This is a genomic window from Pseudomonas sp. B21-010 (genome assembly GCF_024749325.1).
Classification (GTDB): domain Bacteria; phylum Pseudomonadota; class Gammaproteobacteria; order Pseudomonadales; family Pseudomonadaceae; genus Aquipseudomonas; species Aquipseudomonas kilonensis.
Map to the genome: position 1 here is coordinate 5354679 of NZ_CP087198.1, position 16094 is coordinate 5370772.

19 protein-coding genes are annotated in these 16094 nt (G+C 61.7%); 8 read left to right on the forward strand and 11 right to left on the reverse strand.

Going from position 1 to position 16094, the window contains the following annotated elements:
* Window positions 1–720: a DUF4198 domain-containing protein gene (locus LOY50_RS23795; RefSeq protein WP_258689348.1), complete on the forward strand. Its 720-nt coding sequence runs from the start codon at window positions 1–3 to the stop codon at window positions 718–720.
* A 196-nt stretch (window positions 721–916) separates the two neighbouring features.
* Here LOY50_RS23795 and LOY50_RS23800 read toward each other — a convergent pair whose 3' ends face one another.
* Genes LOY50_RS23800 through LOY50_RS23810 form a run of 3 tightly spaced genes read right to left on the reverse strand, consistent with a single transcriptional unit; the run spans window position 917 to window position 2034 of the window.
* The gene (locus LOY50_RS23800) at window positions 917–1540 is read right to left on the reverse strand and encodes an SOS response-associated peptidase (protein WP_214512471.1); all 624 of its coding nucleotides are present in this window, start codon (window positions 1538–1540) and stop codon (window positions 917–919) included.
* A gap of 39 nt (window positions 1541–1579) precedes the next feature.
* Window positions 1580–1840 (reverse strand): putative signal transducing protein, encoded by a 261-nt coding sequence (locus LOY50_RS23805; protein WP_253478109.1) that lies wholly within the window; start codon window positions 1838–1840, stop codon window positions 1580–1582.
* Window positions 1841–1851: 11 nt separating this feature from the next.
* Entirely contained in the window at window positions 1852–2034 is a 183-nt protein-coding gene (locus LOY50_RS23810) for a CPXCG motif-containing cysteine-rich protein (protein ID WP_053181855.1), read from the reverse strand.
* A gap of 139 nt (window positions 2035–2173) precedes the next feature.
* On the opposite strand from LOY50_RS23810, the gene LOY50_RS23815 reads away from it, so the two are divergent.
* Window positions 2174–3340, forward strand: a complete 1167-nt coding sequence (locus LOY50_RS23815) for a 1-acyl-sn-glycerol-3-phosphate acyltransferase (protein ID WP_214512469.1) — start codon at window positions 2174–2176, stop codon at window positions 3338–3340.
* Window positions 3341–3588: 248 nt separating this feature from the next.
* Here the strand turns inward: LOY50_RS23815 and LOY50_RS23820 are convergent, their stop codons facing one another.
* Window positions 3589–3870: a hypothetical protein gene (locus LOY50_RS23820; protein ID WP_253478112.1), complete on the reverse strand. Its 282-nt coding sequence runs from the start codon at window positions 3868–3870 to the stop codon at window positions 3589–3591.
* Window positions 3871–4100: 230 nt separating this feature from the next.
* Between LOY50_RS23820 and LOY50_RS23825 the strand changes: the two genes are divergently transcribed.
* Window positions 4101–4307, forward strand: a complete 207-nt coding sequence (locus LOY50_RS23825) for a hypothetical protein (RefSeq protein ID WP_003185312.1) — start codon at window positions 4101–4103, stop codon at window positions 4305–4307.
* Between the two features lie 116 nt (window positions 4308–4423).
* Here the strand turns inward: LOY50_RS23825 and LOY50_RS23830 are convergent, their stop codons facing one another.
* Window positions 4424–5008, reverse strand: a complete 585-nt coding sequence (locus LOY50_RS23830; protein ID WP_003185314.1) for a YajG family lipoprotein — start codon at window positions 5006–5008, stop codon at window positions 4424–4426.
* Window positions 5009–5213: 205 nt separating this feature from the next.
* On the opposite strand from LOY50_RS23830, the gene LOY50_RS23835 reads away from it, so the two are divergent.
* Window positions 5214–5447: a hypothetical protein gene (locus tag LOY50_RS23835; protein ID WP_072344449.1), complete on the forward strand. Its 234-nt coding sequence runs from the start codon at window positions 5214–5216 to the stop codon at window positions 5445–5447.
* Between the two features lie 738 nt (window positions 5448–6185).
* Window positions 6186–7694, forward strand: a complete 1509-nt coding sequence (gene mqo / locus LOY50_RS23840) for a malate dehydrogenase (quinone) (protein WP_258689349.1) — start codon at window positions 6186–6188, stop codon at window positions 7692–7694.
* 116 nt (window positions 7695–7810) lie between these two features.
* Here the strand turns inward: mqo and LOY50_RS23845 are convergent, their stop codons facing one another.
* The gene (locus tag LOY50_RS23845; protein ID WP_014340173.1) at window positions 7811–8098 is read right to left on the reverse strand and encodes a PA4642 family protein; all 288 of its coding nucleotides are present in this window, start codon (window positions 8096–8098) and stop codon (window positions 7811–7813) included.
* 61 nt (window positions 8099–8159) lie between these two features.
* Entirely contained in the window at window positions 8160–8645 is a 486-nt protein-coding gene (locus LOY50_RS23850) for a hypothetical protein (RefSeq protein ID WP_214512466.1), read from the reverse strand.
* Between the two features lie 331 nt (window positions 8646–8976).
* Here LOY50_RS23850 and dauA point away from each other — a divergent pair, with 331 nt between their 5' ends.
* The gene (gene dauA / locus LOY50_RS23855; RefSeq protein ID WP_258689350.1) at window positions 8977–10719 is read left to right on the forward strand and encodes a C4-dicarboxylic acid transporter DauA; all 1743 of its coding nucleotides are present in this window, start codon (window positions 8977–8979) and stop codon (window positions 10717–10719) included.
* 144 nt (window positions 10720–10863) lie between these two features.
* Here dauA and LOY50_RS23860 read toward each other — a convergent pair whose 3' ends face one another.
* Window positions 10864–11337 (reverse strand): WbuC family cupin fold metalloprotein, encoded by a 474-nt coding sequence (locus LOY50_RS23860; RefSeq protein ID WP_253478120.1) that lies wholly within the window; start codon window positions 11335–11337, stop codon window positions 10864–10866.
* Window positions 11338–11340: 3 nt separating this feature from the next.
* Entirely contained in the window at window positions 11341–11898 is a 558-nt protein-coding gene (locus LOY50_RS23865; protein ID WP_053125250.1) for a hypoxanthine-guanine phosphoribosyltransferase, read from the reverse strand.
* A gap of 176 nt (window positions 11899–12074) precedes the next feature.
* Between LOY50_RS23865 and upp the strand changes: the two genes are divergently transcribed.
* Window positions 12075–12713 (forward strand): uracil phosphoribosyltransferase, encoded by a 639-nt coding sequence (gene upp / locus LOY50_RS23870; protein ID WP_018606486.1) that lies wholly within the window; start codon window positions 12075–12077, stop codon window positions 12711–12713.
* 2 nt (window positions 12714–12715) lie between these two features.
* The gene (locus tag LOY50_RS23875) at window positions 12716–13990 is read left to right on the forward strand and encodes a uracil-xanthine permease family protein (RefSeq protein ID WP_214512462.1); all 1275 of its coding nucleotides are present in this window, start codon (window positions 12716–12718) and stop codon (window positions 13988–13990) included.
* A 134-nt stretch (window positions 13991–14124) separates the two neighbouring features.
* On the opposite strand, the gene hemH is transcribed toward LOY50_RS23875, so the two are convergent.
* Together hemH and LOY50_RS23885 are read right to left on the reverse strand one after the other, a co-directional pair.
* On the reverse strand, window positions 14125–15150 hold the full coding sequence (gene hemH / locus LOY50_RS23880; protein ID WP_258689352.1) for a ferrochelatase: 1026 nt from the start codon (window positions 15148–15150) through the stop codon (window positions 14125–14127).
* Between the two features lie 13 nt (window positions 15151–15163).
* Complete coding sequence (locus tag LOY50_RS23885; protein ID WP_253478126.1) at window positions 15164–16063, reverse strand: TIGR01777 family oxidoreductase; 900 nt, start codon at window positions 16061–16063, stop codon at window positions 15164–15166.
* Window positions 16064–16094: the final 31 nt, after the last annotated feature.

Sequence of the window (16094 nt, forward strand, 5' to 3'; positions counted from 1 at the left end):
ATGAAATACCCCAAGACCTTCGCCCTGCTCGGCCTGCTCCTGGCCACACAGGCCTCGGCCCATGGCCTGTGGACCGAACAGCGTCGCGACAACATCGAAGTGATCTACGGCCACGGCGCCGAAGACAATGCCTTCAAGGCGCAGAAAATCAGCGGCGCCTGGGCCTACGACCTGGGCGGCAAGATGATCCCCGTCACCGTAGAGCGCCTGCCGGACCATGCCCGGCTGCAACCGCTCAAGCCGCCAGCGGTGCTGGCCGTGGCGCTGGACAACGGTATGTGGTCCCAGACAGCCGACAAGAAGTGGATCAACGAAGGCCGCAGCAAAGTGCCCGGGGCGATCGAGTCGACCCACACGTTCAAGTACAGCCTGGCGATCTATGAGCCGGGAGCGAAACTGCCGACGCTTGCACCGATCAAGTTCGTGATCCTGCCGGAAGTCGACCCGCTGACCGTTGGTCCGGGCCAGTCATTGCCGGTACGGGTACTGCTGGACGGCAAACCGGCGGCCGGTGTGAAACTGGTGGGCGACTACCGCAGCGCGCCGAACACCGTATCGACTGAAACCGACGCAGAAGGCCGGGCCAAGGTGCTGGTGCGCAACGAAGGCTTGAATGTGATCGCGGCGCAGATGGAAATTGCACTCAAGGACAACAAGGACGTGGCCACCCGCGGCGTGTTCACCTCGTTGACCTTCCTGGGCGAGCCACATCACGAGTAACGCCCAGAACCTAATGTGGGAGCGAGCTTGCTCGCGATGACGGTACATCAGCCACATTAATGTCGACTGATCCGCCGCTATCGCGAGCAAGCTCGCTCCCACAGGGACAGGCGGTGAACACATTTTTTGTGAACACCCACAACCTATTGTGGGAGCGAGCCTGCTCGCGATGGGGCCCGCACAATCACCGCAACACTCAAGCCGGAGTCAAGCACTCCGGCCCATTGAGTTTCGGATCATTGACCATGTTGGCCAGCACTCGCTCGCGCAGTGCTGCCGGCTCGCTTGCCAGCAGCCCTTGCAAGGCATGCAGCGGTGTCTCGGGGTCGAGCCACAGGCGCTGGCCTTCTTCGTCCAGGATCAACGGCCGGCGCTGACCCGCCGCCGGTTGGGTGATGACCGCCGTGCTCAGCCACACCTGTTCCTGTACCGGATACGCCTCCCAGATCGCGGCAAAAAACAGTGATGAACCCTCCCCCGGCGTCAACCAGTACGGACGCTTGCGCGTGCCGCCGCGCCACTCATAGAAACCATTGGCCGGCAGCAGGCAACGGCGCAGGCGCAAGGCCTCGCGGAACATCGGTTGTTCGGCCACGGTTTCAGCCCGAGCATGGGCCGGGGTGCGGGACAGGTCGGTCAGCCACGGCGGCGTCAGGCCCCAGCGCGCCCGGGCCAGTTCGCGCTGGCCCTCGGCGCCGGCCCGCAGGATCAGCACCGAATCGTTGGGCGAAATATTCCATTGGGCCTTCTGATCGGCGGGGAAACCGGGCAGGGCCGCGAAGCTGGGGTTCCAGCGAAACAGGGCAAAACGTCCACACATGGGGCAACACGACTCTTGATCGAACAAACGACCGCCAGCCTAACAGACCAGCGTGCCGGGGTAGCTGTCCGGTTCATCGCCGGGCAACGGCAGTGCGGCATTGTACGCAGCGATCAACTCCCGGGCGTATAGCGCCTGGTCGTCCTCCACCGCCAGTCCCAACAGGCCTTGCATGGGCAACTCCCCCGCACCGCCCAGCAAATCACGTCCCACCAGATGCGCCGTGATGCCTTCGCTCGCCAGCATCCCTTGCAACAACTCACCTTCCATCAGGTTTTCCAGCTCGTAGATTCGCTGCATGGGCGCCCCCTTCACTCGTTTTCGCTGCGGACCTCGAGATGCCACTCATCTTCATGGACCTGCAGCACGAAGGTTATCGGTCGGCAACACACCGGACAGTCCTCAATATAGGTCTGGTCGCCGCCGGACAAATCCAGAACCGCTTCCGCTGGTTCGCCGCAATAAGGACATTCGTAGCGTTCGGTTTCCAGCATCGCGGTCTCCCAGGTGACTTGTGCGTATAATCGCCGGTCTATTTGCAGGGCTATTTTTGTCTGGCTTATCTTCCAGACCGTGCCCTGTCGTTTTTTCGTTAGAACCTTTACTTACCCTAGCCGTTTCCAACAAGAGAGCATGATGGGCGAATTCGATGCCATCCGACCTTACGACGACAGCGAAGTCCCAGCGGTGCTGGCACGACTGCTTGGCGACAAGGCGTTTCTAGATATCCTCACCCACTTCCGCTTCCCACGCTTGGCCGGCGCCTTCGGCTGGATGCTCAAACCTCTTATAGCGCAAAGATTGCGCCGTGAGTTCGCCGGAGTGACGTCGGTTGCCACGTTGCAGGACAAGGTGGAGTTCTACGTCGACCACACCATCGAGCGCGCCACCGATGGCGTGACCTACACCGGGGTCGAGCAATTCAAGTCCGGCAGTGCGTACGTGTTCATCGCCAACCACCGCGATATCGTGATGGACCCGGCCTTCGTCAACTACGCCGTGTACCACGCCGGCCTGCCGACCCCGCGCATCGCCATTGGCGACAACCTGCTGCAAAAGCCTTTTGTCAGCGACCTGATGCGCCTGAACAAGAGTTTCATCGTGCACCGCTCCATCACCGGGCGACGGGAAAAAATGGCGGCGTACCAGTTGTTGTCGGCGTACATCAACCATTCGATCCGCAACGATTGCGCCTCGATCTGGATCGCCCAGGCCGAAGGACGGGCCAAGGACGGTGACGACCGGACCGAATCGGCGATCCTCAAGATGTTCCACATGAGCCGCAAGGACGAGCCGTTCGGCGAGGTGATCCAGTCACTGAACCTCACACCGGTGTCGATCAGCTACGAATACGACCCGTGCGACCAGGCCAAGGCCCGCGAGTTGTACATCCGCGCCACCACCGGCACCTACACCAAGGCCCCGGGCGAGGACGACGTGAGCATCGCCAAGGGCATCACCGGCTACAAGGGCCGGGTCCACGTGAACTTCGCCGCGCCCATCACCGAGCTGTTCGAGGACACCAAGCAATTGGCCCAGGAGATGGACCGGCAGATTCTCGGCGGCTACCGCCTGTTCCCGGTGCACTACCTGGCTTACGCCCAATGGGCCGACGCCGACCCGCAGTTGCAGGTGCCTAAGGCGGCCGAGGTGTTCGGTGCCGAGGAGCTGGCCAAGGCCCAGGAAGAATGGCAGCGCCGGCTGGACGCTTGCCCGCCGGAGCACCGGCCGTTCCTGGTGCTGCAATACGCAACGCCGGTGCGCAATCAGTATCGGGTCAAGGCGGGGTTGGCGCTTTAAAGCCGGGCTTGCGAGGGCCTGAAGTGGCCTCTGTGGCCTCTGTGGCCTCTGTGGCCTCTGTGGCCTCTGTGGCGAGGGAGCTTGCTCCCGCTCGATTGCGCAGCAATCGCAAAACGGGATTGGGGGTTATGACCGTTCGAGGGGGGCTGCTGCGCAACCCAGCGGGAGCAAGCTCCCTCGCCACAAAAAGCGTCTTTGCCTGGCAACCTCCTTTGCCCCCTGCAAACGCTTTTGCCGCAGCGACTTCATCAGAACTGCGTACTGATCCACGACACCAGCAACGCCAACGCCAGGCAACCAAAGCCAAACCGGTAGAAAAACCGGTTCATCCGCTGAGTGGCCAGGTCCAGCAGCGCTTCGAATCGTTCGTTGCCATCGCGATTGCGCGCTTCAAGGCAGGCCCGCGCCCGTTGTTCACGGCGGCGCGTCGCATGCAGCACCCAGCCGCCCGGGCAGGCAAACAGCAACGCGAACAGGTTGATCAGTTTGGCGGGGTGGGCGGCGAACAACGAAAGCAGATGCAGCGACATCACGAACCTCAAGCGAAAAACGGACAGGACACGCCCGTGACCTACGAACAGGGCGCGGATTCTACCGAAAGCCTGCCGCCCTGCACCGTTTTTTCCGACCAGTAACGATCCCGCCGCAGCGCTGGGTTCTTTCATGACGAAGGAGCAAGCCCAGGGTTAATTTCACCCGTCACGGTTTCGTCATCTGATTAGGCCACTCTGTCGCCCTTCAAACCTGCACGGAACCCCTCATGTTGCACGCCGAAAACCAGGATCGCCTCTATCTCATCAGCCCAAGCGACGAACAACAGAACCTCGTCGACAGCCTGTCCTTCAACGTGCAGGACCGACATTGGCTGGTGTATTGCGCCCTGGGCGGCCATCAACATGCCGACCTTCCGGAGACAGACCTGCTGACCGGGATCAGTGTGCTGGAGTTCTATTCCCAGGCCGCCTGAAAAAACTGTGGGAGCGAGCTTGCTCGCGATAGCGGTGGATCAGCCAACATTGAGGTGGCTGACACTCCGCTATCGCGAGCAAGCTCGCTCCCACAGGGTTTATGAGGCCTTGTTACTTACTCGGCCAGCACCTGGCCAATGGTCGGGTCCTTGAACAGCCGGGTCAGGGCATCGCTCAAGACATCGCTGACCAGCTTGGTGTTGGTGTCCTGGTTAGGCGCCATGCCGAAGCGCTGGTCCAGGGAAGCACCGTAACGACCGCTGTAGCGGCGGCTGGCGTTCTGCACGTCGGAGCGGAAGGTCGCACCGATGGTGGCTTCGGTCACGTACATGCCTTCCTTGGGCGACTGGTACTTGAGCTCGGCCAGGGTCACGGTCAGTTGCGGCGCATTCAAGGCATTGGCGGTCGGCGTGAAGCCCAGCAAACGCACGGCGGCTTCAGCCTGGGCCTGCAGCTTGGGCAGGATCTGCGCGCCCTGCACCGTGATCACACTGGTTTCCGGATACAGGCCGCCACGGGTGCCGAGCGTCGGCGACGGACGACCGTCCACCACCCGCACCACCACCGGCTGGCCACGACCCACAGGCGCCAGCTGGGCATTGAGCTTGGGCTCCGGGTTAAGTTGTTGCGGGCTGTGGGCGCAGCCGACGAGGGTCAGACTGGTCACAGCGATCAAACCGAACAACAGGCGTTGCAACATGCTCTTCTCTCCAGAATCGGGCACAAACAGGCCGGCAGTATAGCGGTGCGCCATCGCCGTGAACTAGCGTCGCACGATGAATACTGAAATGTCTGACACGGGCCGTGGTTGCCGGTTCCTGTCACCCCATTGTCACGGTCCTTACACCGGCATGTCATGGGCCGCTGTCAGGCTTATCCCAAGCTCCCTGACCCGGTATCCGATCATGCGCTTCCTTATTTCCCTGTTCACCCCTCGCCCTCATCACCGCAGCTTCGCCTTGCTCGATCGCAACGGCCGTTGCCAGGCATTCAAGCAGTGCAGCCTGCAACCCATGGGCGAAGGCTGGGTGGAAATCGAAGAGATCCGTCTCAACTGGCTGCACCAGCCATTGCCCGCCAGCGCCCGCGTGCAACCGCTTCCTGCCCGCGCACGTAACCGGCAGCTGTTGACCATCTGACCGGACGGCTAATAAAAGTCATTAAACACGACCATTTCCCTGCGTTTCTTCGATACAATCTCCCCCCGATTATAAGGACGTCTCCTGATCGGGCCTCGCAACACCGCTGATGCGCTGGTATTGGCACCCCGCAACGCCCACAGAGAGCCGCCCACACAGATCGAGTGAAGCTGGCGTGCTTGCTGTTCCTCCAGGCAAATCACCACTTTTCGCGAATCTGCAGAGCTGTCATTACGCTCGGTCACTGAGCTGTCTGCCCGTTTTGCCTGTCATGTACTACATGGGGGCAACCAAACCGGGCGCAGTGCCAGGCTGGGACAGCCCTTTTTTGAGGTTCACGTCTTCAAAAGAGCGTGAAAAAACGGGTTTTCACAACTTCACGAGAGTGTGGCGAGCAAATGAAGAGTTTTGCGTCTGAACAAGCACCATTAGCGTCTGAAACAGCCCAACGACACAGGACCGGATATCGCTCAAGAACCGGCGCCTGAAGCCTGTCCGCTACGGATTTGGTTGCACGAACGGATGTCTCGGCCATAAGTCGAATTGCCTGCCCGGCGCTTAAATGAGTTCATGTGACTCTTGAGGCCAGGCTGCATGCATCCGCAGTAGGTGCGAAAAATTGCGAAGATTCGGACATGGCGATCCTGGCCATGGATAACTGGGGCGCAACTGACCTGCCCCGCCACTCCTGGCCGCTATGCCGACAATTTGGTGCTGCAGATTTTGGAGACGCGTTAAATGGCGCATAACGAAGCAGTCGATGTAGTTCTGGTAGGGGCCGGTATCATGAGTGCCACCCTGGCCGTACTGCTCAAGGAGCTCGACCCCGCGATCTCGCTGGAAGTCGTCGAGCTGATGGATTCCGGTGCCGCGGAGAGTTCCAACCCTTGGAACAACGCCGGCACCGGTCACGCCGGGCTGTGTGAGCTCAATTACACGCCCCAGGCGGCCGACGGCAATGTCGACATCAAGAAAGCCGTGCACATCAACACCCAGTTCGAGGTGTCGAAGCAGTTCTGGACGTACCTGACCAAAAAAGGCACGTTCGGCTCCTCCAAGTCCTTCATCGCCTCGGTGCCACACCTGAGCTTCGTGCAAGGCGAGAAAGGCGTGTCGTTCCTGAAGAAGCGCTTCGAGCTGATGCACCAGCATCACGCCTTCGCCGACATGGAATACACCGAGGACAAGGCCCGGATGGCCGAGTGGATGCCGCTGATGATGCCTGGCCGGCCGGCCGATGAGGTCATCGCCGCCACCCGCGTCATGAACGGTACCGACGTCAACTTCGGCGCCCTGACCAACCAGTTGCTCAAGCACCTGACCAGCGCCCCGGACACCCAGGTCAAATACTGCAAGCGCGTCACCGGCCTCAAGCGCAACGGCAGTGGCTGGACCGTGAGCATCAAGGACGTCAATTCCGGCAGCAGCCGCGATGTCGACGCCAAGTTCGTGTTCCTCGGTGCCGGCGGTGCGGCGTTGCCGCTGCTGCAAGCCTCGGGCATCGAGGAAAGCAAGGGCTTCGGCGGCTTCCCGGTCAGTGGCCAGTGGCTGCGTTGCGACAACCCGGAAGTGGTCAAGCACCACCAGGCCAAGGTCTACAGCCAGGCCGCCGTGGGCTCGCCACCGATGTCGGTACCGCACCTGGACACCCGCGTGGTCGATGGCAAGAAATCCCTGCTGTTCGGGCCATACGCCGGTTTCACCACCAAGTTCCTCAAGCACGGCTCGATCATGGACCTGCCGCTGTCGGTACGTGCCGGCAACATCGGCCCGATGCTGGCCGTGGCCCGGGACAACATGGACCTGACCAAGTACCTGATCAGCGAAGTAATGCAGTCCATGGAACAGCGCCTGGAATCCCTGCGTCGCTTCTACCCCGAGGCGAAAGCCGAGGACTGGCGCCTGGAAGTGGCCGGCCAACGGGTGCAGATCATCAAGAAAGACCCGAAGAAAGGTGGCGTCCTGCAGTTCGGTACCGAACTGGTGGCGGCCAAGGACGGCAGCCTCGCCGCCCTGCTCGGCGCATCGCCGGGTGCTTCGGTGACCGTGTCGATCATGCTGGAACTGATCGAGCGCTGCTTCCCGGACAAAGCCAAGGGCGAGTGGGCTGCCAAGCTCGCAGAGATCTTCCCGGCCCGGGAAAAAGTGCTGGAAACCGACGCGGCGCTGTATCGCAAGATCAATGCACAGAACAACATCGCGCTGGAGCTGGTTGAAGAAAGCAGCGAGACCCAAAGCTACGCTTGATTTGATCGCATAAAAAAACGCCCCGTTCTCCATGAGAGCGGGGCGTTTTTTATGGGTGACGCTTTCGTGGCGAGGGAGCTTGCTCCCGCTGGCCTGCGAAGCAGGCCCAGGATCAATCAGCCACGCGCCTTCTCGATCAATTCGATGTAATCCTCAGCATTACGCTGGTCGCGAACCAGCGCAACGAAATCATTGCCGTGCTCATCCTTGCCGTTGAGGTCATGGCCGGCCTCGACGAAGAACGTCAGGAAGCGTTCAAAGTCATCGACCCGCAGGCCGCGGTAGGCCTTGATCAGTTTGTGCAACGACGGCGACGTGGCATCGACCGGTTCGAAATTGAGGAACAGCTTGATCTGTTCATCGCCAATCTCGTCGCCAATCACTTGTTTCTTGTCTTTACGCATTGCCGGCTCCAGCTCGCACAGTTCACGGGGCGGGCAGTTTACCCCCGGCAGGCCTCGGGGCTCAACGCGGGCGTTCGGCACCAGTGTGCAGGTCCGCCCAGATATGACCGTTGGCGTAAGTGAGAAACTGCACATAGACCGTGTTGTTGCGCAGCAGATCGATGACCACCCGGTACTGGGCCTGTGGATAAGACAGCGTCAGGGTCTTGCTCGCCTCGTCGAAAACCGGTTTCTTCAGGCTTTTGCTTTCGCCGTCGAAGTTAAGGATCACCTGGCTGAGGGTCGCGCCCTTGTTCATCGGCTTGCCCTTGAGGCGGACCAGCAGCGGCGAAGTAACCGGAATCGGTTGCTGATTGGACTGACGCTGGTTACCCAGCACCACCGAATACTCGGTCACTTGCAGCAACTGCTGCTGTTCAGGCTGCTCCTGTCGCACCACCAGGTCATCAGGCGGCAGGAACTGACTGTGCATCGGCGCAGCCTCGGCCGCCAGGGGCAGGCTGGAGATCAACAGCAAAGTAGCGCAGCGGCGGATCGATACACGCATGACAAGCTCCAGGGTCTTGGCCGGGCACTCTAGCATGAGCCTGGGCGGTAAAAATAACGATCCAGATCAATACATCCGCGCAACGAGCACGGCATACTCAAAGAGCCATCAGCCCCGGTCTAGCGACGCATGCCTTTGTGGCGAGGGAGCTTGCTCCTGCTGGTTTTGTGTAGGAGCTGCCGAAGGCTGCGATCTTTTGATCTTTCGCTTGAGACTCAATTGCCTGGGAAAAGATCGCAGCCTCGTTGCACTCGGCAGCTCCTACGGGCCCAGCGGGAGCAAGCTCCCTCGCCACAGGGCCAGTGCCAGCCCCACCTTGCGAGGAGTATCCATGTCTTTCTCCGCCCCACCATTGTTTGCCGCCTGGCGCCAAACCTGGCGCGCCGGTTACACCCTTGAACGCCTGCGTGGCGACCTGGTGGCCGGGCTGACCGTCGGCATCATCGCCATCCCACTGGCCATGGCCCTGGCGATTGCCGTCGGCGTGCCGCCGCAACATGGCTTGTACACGGTGTTGGTGGCCGCGCCCTTGATCGCCCTCACCGGCGGCTCGCGCTTTAACGTCAGCGGGCCGACGGCGGCGTTCGTGGTGATCCTGCTGCCCATCACCCAACAATACGGCCTCGGCGGCCTGTTGTTATGCACCATGCTCGCCGGCCTGATTCTCGTCACCCTGGGATTGATGCGCGCCGGACGGCTGATCCAATACATCCCCTACCCGGTGATCCTCGGCTTTACCGCCGGGATCGGCGTGGTCATCGCCACCTTGCAACTCAAGGATCTGCTGGGGCTGACCACCGTCGGGCAAGCCAAGCACTACATCGAACAGTTGGGCGAACTGATCGTGGCACTGCCCAGTGCCCGGCTCGGCGATGGCATCATCGGCGTCACGTGCCTGGCGGTACTGATTGCCTGGCCACGCTGGGTACCGCGGGTTCCCGGGCATTTGGTGGCCTTGCTGGTCGGGGCGCTATTGGGACTGGCGCTGGAGCGCGGCGGTTGGCCGGTGGCGACATTGGGTGAGCGTTTCAGCTACGTGGTCGATGGCATCAGCCACCCCGGTATCCCGCCGTTTTTACCGAGCTTCGACTGGCCATGGAACCTGCCAGATGGCCAGGGTCATCCCTTGACGCTTTCCTATGACCTTATCCGCCAATTGCTGGGCCCGGCCTTCGCCATTGCCATGCTTGGCGCCATCGAATCGCTGCTGTGCGCCGTGGTGGCGGATGGGATGACCGGCAGCAAGCACGACCCCAATGCCGAGCTGATCGGCCAAGGCCTGGGTAACCTCGTGGCGCCGCTGTTCGGCGGTATCACCGCCACGGCGGCCATTGCCCGCAGCGCGACCAATGTGCGCAGCGGCGCTTCTTCACCGCTGGCCGCGATCATTCACAGCCTTGTGGTGCTACTGGCGATGGTGCTGCTGGCGCCATTGTTCAGCTACCTGCCCATGGCCGCACTGGCGGCGCTACTGGTGATAGTGGCCTGGAACATGAGCGAAGCCGGACACGTGTTGCATACCTTGCGCATCGCCCCGCGCAGCGACGTACTGGTGCTGCTGACCTGCCTTAGCCTGACCGTCCTGTTCGACATGGTCATGGCCGTCGCCGTCGGCCTGCTGCTGGCCGCCGGGCTGTTCATCAAGCGCATGAGCGAACTGACCGACAGCGCCGAACTGCCCCGCCACTTCCACCAGGCCCTGCTGGACATGCCCGAGCATGTACGCTGCTACGCAATTCGTGGGCCGCTGTTCTTCGGTGCGGCAGAAAAAGCCCTCGACGTGCTGCGCAAGTTCGATCCGGGGGTGCGCGTGGTGGTGGTGGAAATGAGCGCCGTGCCCATGCTGGACATGACCGCGCTGGCTGCGTTTGAAAACATCCTCAAGGATTACCGCAAGCAGGGCATCGGCCTGATCCTGGTCGCGACGGCGCCAAGGGTGCGCCTGAAGCTGCGCCGTGCCGGTATCCATCGCGAGCAGCGGCAATTGGCGTATGTGCAGACCCTGGAGCAGGCGCGGGTCAAGAGCGAGCAATGGCTGGCTGCTGGCAGCACCGCTCACGCAAGCCCTGCCTGACCGTGGCGAGGGCGGATACCAAAACTGTGGGAGCGAGCTTGCTCGCGATGACGGCGGCACGTCCGACACCCAGGTAATCTGACACTCCGCTATCGCGAGCAAGCTCGCTCCCACTCTCGGGAACAAGCTCCTCGCTACGGCGTACTAGTCGAACTGGGCGCGCATCCAGGCGTGGTATTGCGCCACGCCGGCCTCGCCTTCACGGGGTGCCCAGTGGGCCAGTTCGCCCTCGCCCACGGGCCGGTAGGGGCCGGCCTTGCATTCGAACATCAGGCTGTCGGCTTCCAGCACCACCAATCCGTGATACACGCCGGCCGGCAGGTCGACGCCGAGGCAATCGCCACCGGCCTGCAAGATGCGCTTGTCCACCACCGCGCCGGCTTCATCAAAGATCAACACCCCCAACCGCCCCTTGAGCACCAGCAAGGTTTCCGCCTTGTCGGCGCTCAGATGGCGGTGCGGCGGGATGTAGGTCGAAGGCTGCAAGCCCACCGCCATGCGGTGGCACGGCTCATCCATCTCGTGGAAGTTATGGTGCTGCCGCCCACGAGGGCTGGCCGCAGCTTTTTCGGCCAATTCATCGAACAGCGCATGGTCCAGAAAGCTTGGCCGGATCATCGATTACATTCCCTTGACGGCGAAAATGCCATTGGCGTTGCGCCAGTAACCTTTGTAGTCCATGCCGTAGCCGAAGATGTAGCGGTCGATGCACGGCAGGCCGACGAAATCGGCTTTCAAGTCCGGACGGGCCTTGCGGTCGTGGTCCTTGTCGATCAGCACGGCGGTGTGCACGGCGCGGGCACCGGCGTGTTTGCAGAAGTCGATGATCGCGCCCAGGGTGTGACCTTCGTCGAGGATGTCGTCGATGATCAGCACGTCGCGGTCGATGAACGAGACTTCCGGCTTGGCTTTCCAGAACAGGTCGCCGCCGCTGGTTTCGTTGCGATAACGCGTCGCGTGCAGGTAGGACGCTTCCAGGGGGAAGTTCAGGTAGGTCAGCAGCTTGCCGGAGAAAATCAGCCCGCCGTTCATGACACAGAACACCACCGGATTGGCATCGGCCAGTTGCTCGTTGATTTGCGCACCGACACGGGCGATAGCCGCTTCGACTTCGGCTTCGGTGTACAGGCAGTCAGCCTCTCGCATGATTTGACGGATATGCTCGAGATCAGCGGACATGGCGCTCTCCAGGGGAAGTTGAGGGGAGGGACGGGTTCGGAAAAACGGGCAAAGGTACGCATCCCGCCCGGCCAGATCAAGCGTTTGTGGACTAACGTTCTGTATTGTCTATAGGACAACACCCTCGGATAGATTAATCTAGACCGGTTTTTTTGCCCGCCGTCGGAGCCTTCCCCATGCCCATCCTCGAGATCCGCCATCCGCTGATCAGACACAAACTCGGCCTGATGCGCCGCGCTGACATTAGCACGAAGAACTTCCGTGAACTCGCCCAGGAAGTCGGTGCCCTGCTCACCTACGAGGCCACCAAGGACCTGCCGCTGGAGTCCTATGAAATCGACGGTTGGGCCGGTACGGTCCAGGTCGAGAAAATCGCCGGCAAGAAAATCACCGTGGTGCCGATCCTGCGCGCCGGTATCGGCATGCTCGAGGGCGTACTGAGCCTGATCCCGGGGGCCAAGGTCAGCGCCGTGGGCGTGGCTCGCAACGAGCAGACCCTGCAGGCGCACACCTACCTGGAAAAACTGGTGCCGGAAATCGACGAGCGCCTGGCGATGATCATCGACCCGATGCTCGCCACCGGCAGCTCCATGGTCGCCACCATCGACCTGTTGAAAAAAGCCGGTTGCCGGGACATCCGCGCCATGGTGCTGGTCGCGGCCCCCGAAGGCATCAAGGCCGTGCACGATGCCCACCCGGACGTGACCATCTACACCGCGTCCATCGATCAGAAACTCAACGAACACGGCTATATCATCCCGGGCCTGGGCGATGCCGGCGACAAGATCTTCGGCACCAAGCAGAAGGACGCTTGAGCATGCAGGATGAGTTCAACGATCCGCTCTGGCGCCAGGTGTTGTCCGGCGCGCAGATGCTGTTCGTCGCCTTCGGCGCGCTGGTACTGATGCCGCTGATCACCGGGCTGGACCCTAACGTGGCGCTGTTCACGGCCGGCCTGGGAACGATCCTGTTCCAAATCGTCACCGGGCGCCAAGTGCCGGTATTCCTGGCCTCGAGCTTTGCCTTCATCACCCCGATCATCCTCGCCAAGGGCCAGTTCGGCCTGGCCGCGACCATGGGCGGCGTGATGGCGGCAGGCTTCGTCTACACCTTTCTTGGCCTGGCGGTGAAGATCAAGGGCACCGGGTTCATCGACCGGCTGCTGCCGCCGGTGGTGATTGGCCCGGTGATCATCTCCATCGGCCTGGCCATGGCGCCGATTGCCGCCAACATGGCGATGGGCAAGGCCGGCGACGGTACCGAGCTGATTCATTATCAAACCGCGATGCTGATTTCGATGCCGGCCCTGCTCACCACCCTGATCGTGGCGGTGTTCGGCAAAGGTATTTTCCGCCTGGTGCCGATCATTTCCGGCGTGCTGGTGGGCTTTGCCATGGCATTTTTCTTTGGCGTCGTGGACACCGCGAAAATCGCCGCCGCGCCGTGGTTCGCCCTGCCGCACTTCACCGCACCGGAGTTCAACTGGCAGGCGATCCTGTTCATCGTACCGGTCGCCCTGGCGCCGGCCATCGAGCACATCGGCGGCGTGATAGCCGTGGGCAGCGTGACCGGTCGCGACTACCTGAAAAAACCCGGCCTGCACCGCACACTGCTCGGTGACGGCATTGCCACCACCGCCGCCGGCCTGTTCGGCGGCCCGCCCAACACCACCTACGCCGAGGTGACTGGCGCGGTGATGCTGACCAAGAACTACAACCCGAAGATCATGACCTGGGCGGCGATCTTTGCCATCAGCCTGGCATTCATCGGCAAGTTCGGTGCGCTGCTGCAAAGCATCCCGGTGCCGGTGATGGGCGGGATCCTGTGCCTGTTGTTCGGTTCGATTGCGGCAGTGGGCATGAACACCCTGATCCGCCACAAGATCGACCTGGGCGAAGCGCGCAACCTGGTGATCGTTTCGGTCACGCTGGTGTTCGGCATCGGTGGTGTGCTGGTGGGCACCGGCACTGGGCCGGACGACTTCGGCCTCAAAGGCATCGCGCTGTGCGCAGTGGTGGCGATCGCGCTGAACCTGCTGCTACCGGGCAATGACAGCTGGAAGCAGAAGCAGGCGGATGAGCCGCTGATCTGAAGCACTTTGTTGTCAGTCAGAAAGTCATCGCGAGCAAGCTCGCTCCCACAAGGGGATCTGTTGTGAACACAAATTTTGTGATCACTCGAGATCCACTGTGGGAGCGAGCTTGCTCGCGATGAGGCCCTTGAACCTCACAAAGCTATCGGCGCCCGTTCGCAGAGAGTGCTCAACGCCTGCGCCCACTGCCGCTCATCATTGAGGCAAGGCACCAGCACCAACTCCTCCCCCCCCGCCGCACGGAACTGCTCGCGGCCGCGATCGCCGATTTCCTCCAGGGTTTCAATGCAGTCGGCCACGAACGCCGGGCACATCACCAAGACTTTCTTCACGCCGCTTCTGGCCAGTTCCTCCAGGCGTGCTTCGGTATAGGGTTCGATCCACTTGGCCCGGCCCAATCGCGACTGGAACGACACCGACCACTGGCCAGCCTTGAGCCCCATGCGTTGGGCGAACAGCTCGGCAGTGCGAATGCATTGCGCGCGGTAACAGGTCGCCATGACCTCCGGCGGCGCGTTCTTGCAGCAGTCGGCATCCTTGAAGCAATGGAACCCCGTGGGGTCGAGCTTGGTCAGGTGTCGCTCCGGCAAGCCGTGGAAACTCAACAACAGATGATCGTGCTCCTGCATCAGGTACGGCTTGGCACTGGCCACCAGGGCGTCGAGGTATTCGGGCTGGTCGTAGAATGGCTGGAGAATCGAGAACTGCACATCGAGTTTCTTTTCCCGCACGACCCGCTTGGCCTCCTCGATCACCGTGGTCACGGTGCTGTCGGCGAACTGCGGATACAACGGCGCCAACGTGATCTTCTTGTGACCCTGGCTCGCCAGCCGCACCAACACCGACTCAATGGACGGCTCGCCATAACGCATTGCCAGCTCTACCGGCCCCTGGGTCCACTGCGCAGTCATGGCCTGTTGCAGCCGACGGCTGAGCACCACCAGCGGCGAACCCTCCTCCCACCAGATCGAGGCGTAGGCATGGGCCGATTGCTCGGGACGCTTGATCAGGATCAGCGACACCAGCAAGCGCCGCACCGGCCATGGCAGGTCGATGACATACGGATCCATCAGGAATTGATTGAGGTAGCGGCGCACATCGGCCACCGAAGTGGAGGCAGGCGAACCCAGATTCACCAGAAGCAACGCGTGATCGGTCATGCAACGTCCTATTTCAAAGGCGGCTGGACAAGTCTTCCAGGGCCGCAGGCAAATCAGTGAACCGGAATGTGAAACCCGCCGCCTGCAATCGGGCCGGCGTGGCGCGCTGGCCGCCGAGCAACAGCAATGACAACTCCCCCAGCGCGACTTTCAACGCAAGTTCCGGCATCGGCACCACGGCAGGCCGATGCAATACACGCCCCAGGGCCTTGGCAAAATCGCGGTTGCGCACCGGGTTCGGAGCGCACGCATTATAAGGACCGCTGGCCTCAAAGCGGTGCAGAAGAAAATCAATCAGGGCGATTTGATCGTCAATATGAATCCACGGCATCCACTGCCGACCATTACCGATACGCCCGCCCAGCGCCAGTTTGAACGGCAGCAGCAGCCGCGACAAAAAGCCGCCCTCGGCAGACAGGACCAGGCCGGTACGAACCAGCACCACGCGCATGCCCAACGCCTCGGCCCGTTGCGCGGTTTCTTCCCAGGCGATGCACAACTGGCTGGCGAAATCTTCACTCACCGGCCCCGATTCCTCGGTCAACTCACGCTCGCCACCGTCGCCATACCAGCCCACCGCGGAACCGGAAATCAACACCTGCGGTTTCTGCTCGCAACGCTCCAGCCACGCCAGCAAAACTTCCGTCAACGTGATGCGACTGCTCCACAACAACATCTTGCGCTTGTGGCTCCAGGGCCGGTCGGCAATCGGCGCTCCCGCGAGGTTGACCACCGCGTCCACCGGCTCGACAACTTCATCGAGCCTGGCAACGCCTCGCACGTCTGCCCCACAGATTTTCGCCACCTCTTCGGGTCGGCGACTCCATACCGTCAAGCGATGTCCCTGCCCCAACCAGAGGCGGCAGAGCTGACGTCCGATCAAACCAGTACCGCCGGTCAGCAATATGTGCATGAGATGTTCCTCGTATCGCGTTTTACCCGGC

What these genes read in the sequence shown, in the direction of transcription:
- LOY50_RS23875 (WP_214512462.1), top strand. Translation starts at nt 12,716, where the DNA reads ATGCAGGATGAGTTCAACGATCCGCTCTGGCGCCAGGTGTTGTCCGGC.
- LOY50_RS23850 (WP_214512466.1), bottom strand. Translation starts at nt 8,645, where the DNA reads ATGCGTGTATCGATCCGCCGCTGCGCTACTTTGCTGTTGATCTCCAGC.
- LOY50_RS23805 (WP_253478109.1), bottom strand. Translation starts at nt 1,840, where the DNA reads ATGCAGCGAATCTACGAGCTGGAAAACCTGATGGAAGGTGAGTTGTTG.
- LOY50_RS23795 (WP_258689348.1), top strand. Translation starts at nt 1, where the DNA reads ATGAAATACCCCAAGACCTTCGCCCTGCTCGGCCTGCTCCTGGCCACA.
- LOY50_RS23865 (WP_053125250.1), bottom strand. Translation starts at nt 11,898, where the DNA reads ATGTCCGCTGATCTCGAGCATATCCGTCAAATCATGCGAGAGGCTGAC.
- mqo (WP_258689349.1), top strand. Translation starts at nt 6,186, where the DNA reads ATGGCGCATAACGAAGCAGTCGATGTAGTTCTGGTAGGGGCCGGTATC.
- LOY50_RS23835 (WP_072344449.1), top strand. Translation starts at nt 5,214, where the DNA reads ATGCGCTTCCTTATTTCCCTGTTCACCCCTCGCCCTCATCACCGCAGC.
- LOY50_RS23830 (WP_003185314.1), bottom strand. Translation starts at nt 5,008, where the DNA reads ATGTTGCAACGCCTGTTGTTCGGTTTGATCGCTGTGACCAGTCTGACC.
- LOY50_RS23815 (WP_214512469.1), top strand. Translation starts at nt 2,174, where the DNA reads ATGATGGGCGAATTCGATGCCATCCGACCTTACGACGACAGCGAAGTC.
- LOY50_RS23810 (WP_053181855.1), bottom strand. Translation starts at nt 2,034, where the DNA reads ATGCTGGAAACCGAACGCTACGAATGTCCTTATTGCGGCGAACCAGCG.
- LOY50_RS23800 (WP_214512471.1), bottom strand. Translation starts at nt 1,540, where the DNA reads ATGTGTGGACGTTTTGCCCTGTTTCGCTGGAACCCCAGCTTCGCGGCC.
- LOY50_RS23860 (WP_253478120.1), bottom strand. Translation starts at nt 11,337, where the DNA reads ATGATCCGGCCAAGCTTTCTGGACCATGCGCTGTTCGATGAATTGGCC.
- hemH (WP_258689352.1), bottom strand. Translation starts at nt 15,150, where the DNA reads ATGACCGATCACGCGTTGCTTCTGGTGAATCTGGGTTCGCCTGCCTCC.
- LOY50_RS23845 (WP_014340173.1), bottom strand. Translation starts at nt 8,098, where the DNA reads ATGCGTAAAGACAAGAAACAAGTGATTGGCGACGAGATTGGCGATGAA.
- upp (WP_018606486.1), top strand. Translation starts at nt 12,075, where the DNA reads ATGCCCATCCTCGAGATCCGCCATCCGCTGATCAGACACAAACTCGGC.
- LOY50_RS23885 (WP_253478126.1), bottom strand. Translation starts at nt 16,063, where the DNA reads ATGCACATATTGCTGACCGGCGGTACTGGTTTGATCGGACGTCAGCTC.
- LOY50_RS23820 (WP_253478112.1), bottom strand. Translation starts at nt 3,870, where the DNA reads ATGTCGCTGCATCTGCTTTCGTTGTTCGCCGCCCACCCCGCCAAACTG.
- LOY50_RS23825 (WP_003185312.1), top strand. Translation starts at nt 4,101, where the DNA reads ATGTTGCACGCCGAAAACCAGGATCGCCTCTATCTCATCAGCCCAAGC.
- dauA (WP_258689350.1), top strand. Translation starts at nt 8,977, where the DNA reads ATGTCTTTCTCCGCCCCACCATTGTTTGCCGCCTGGCGCCAAACCTGG.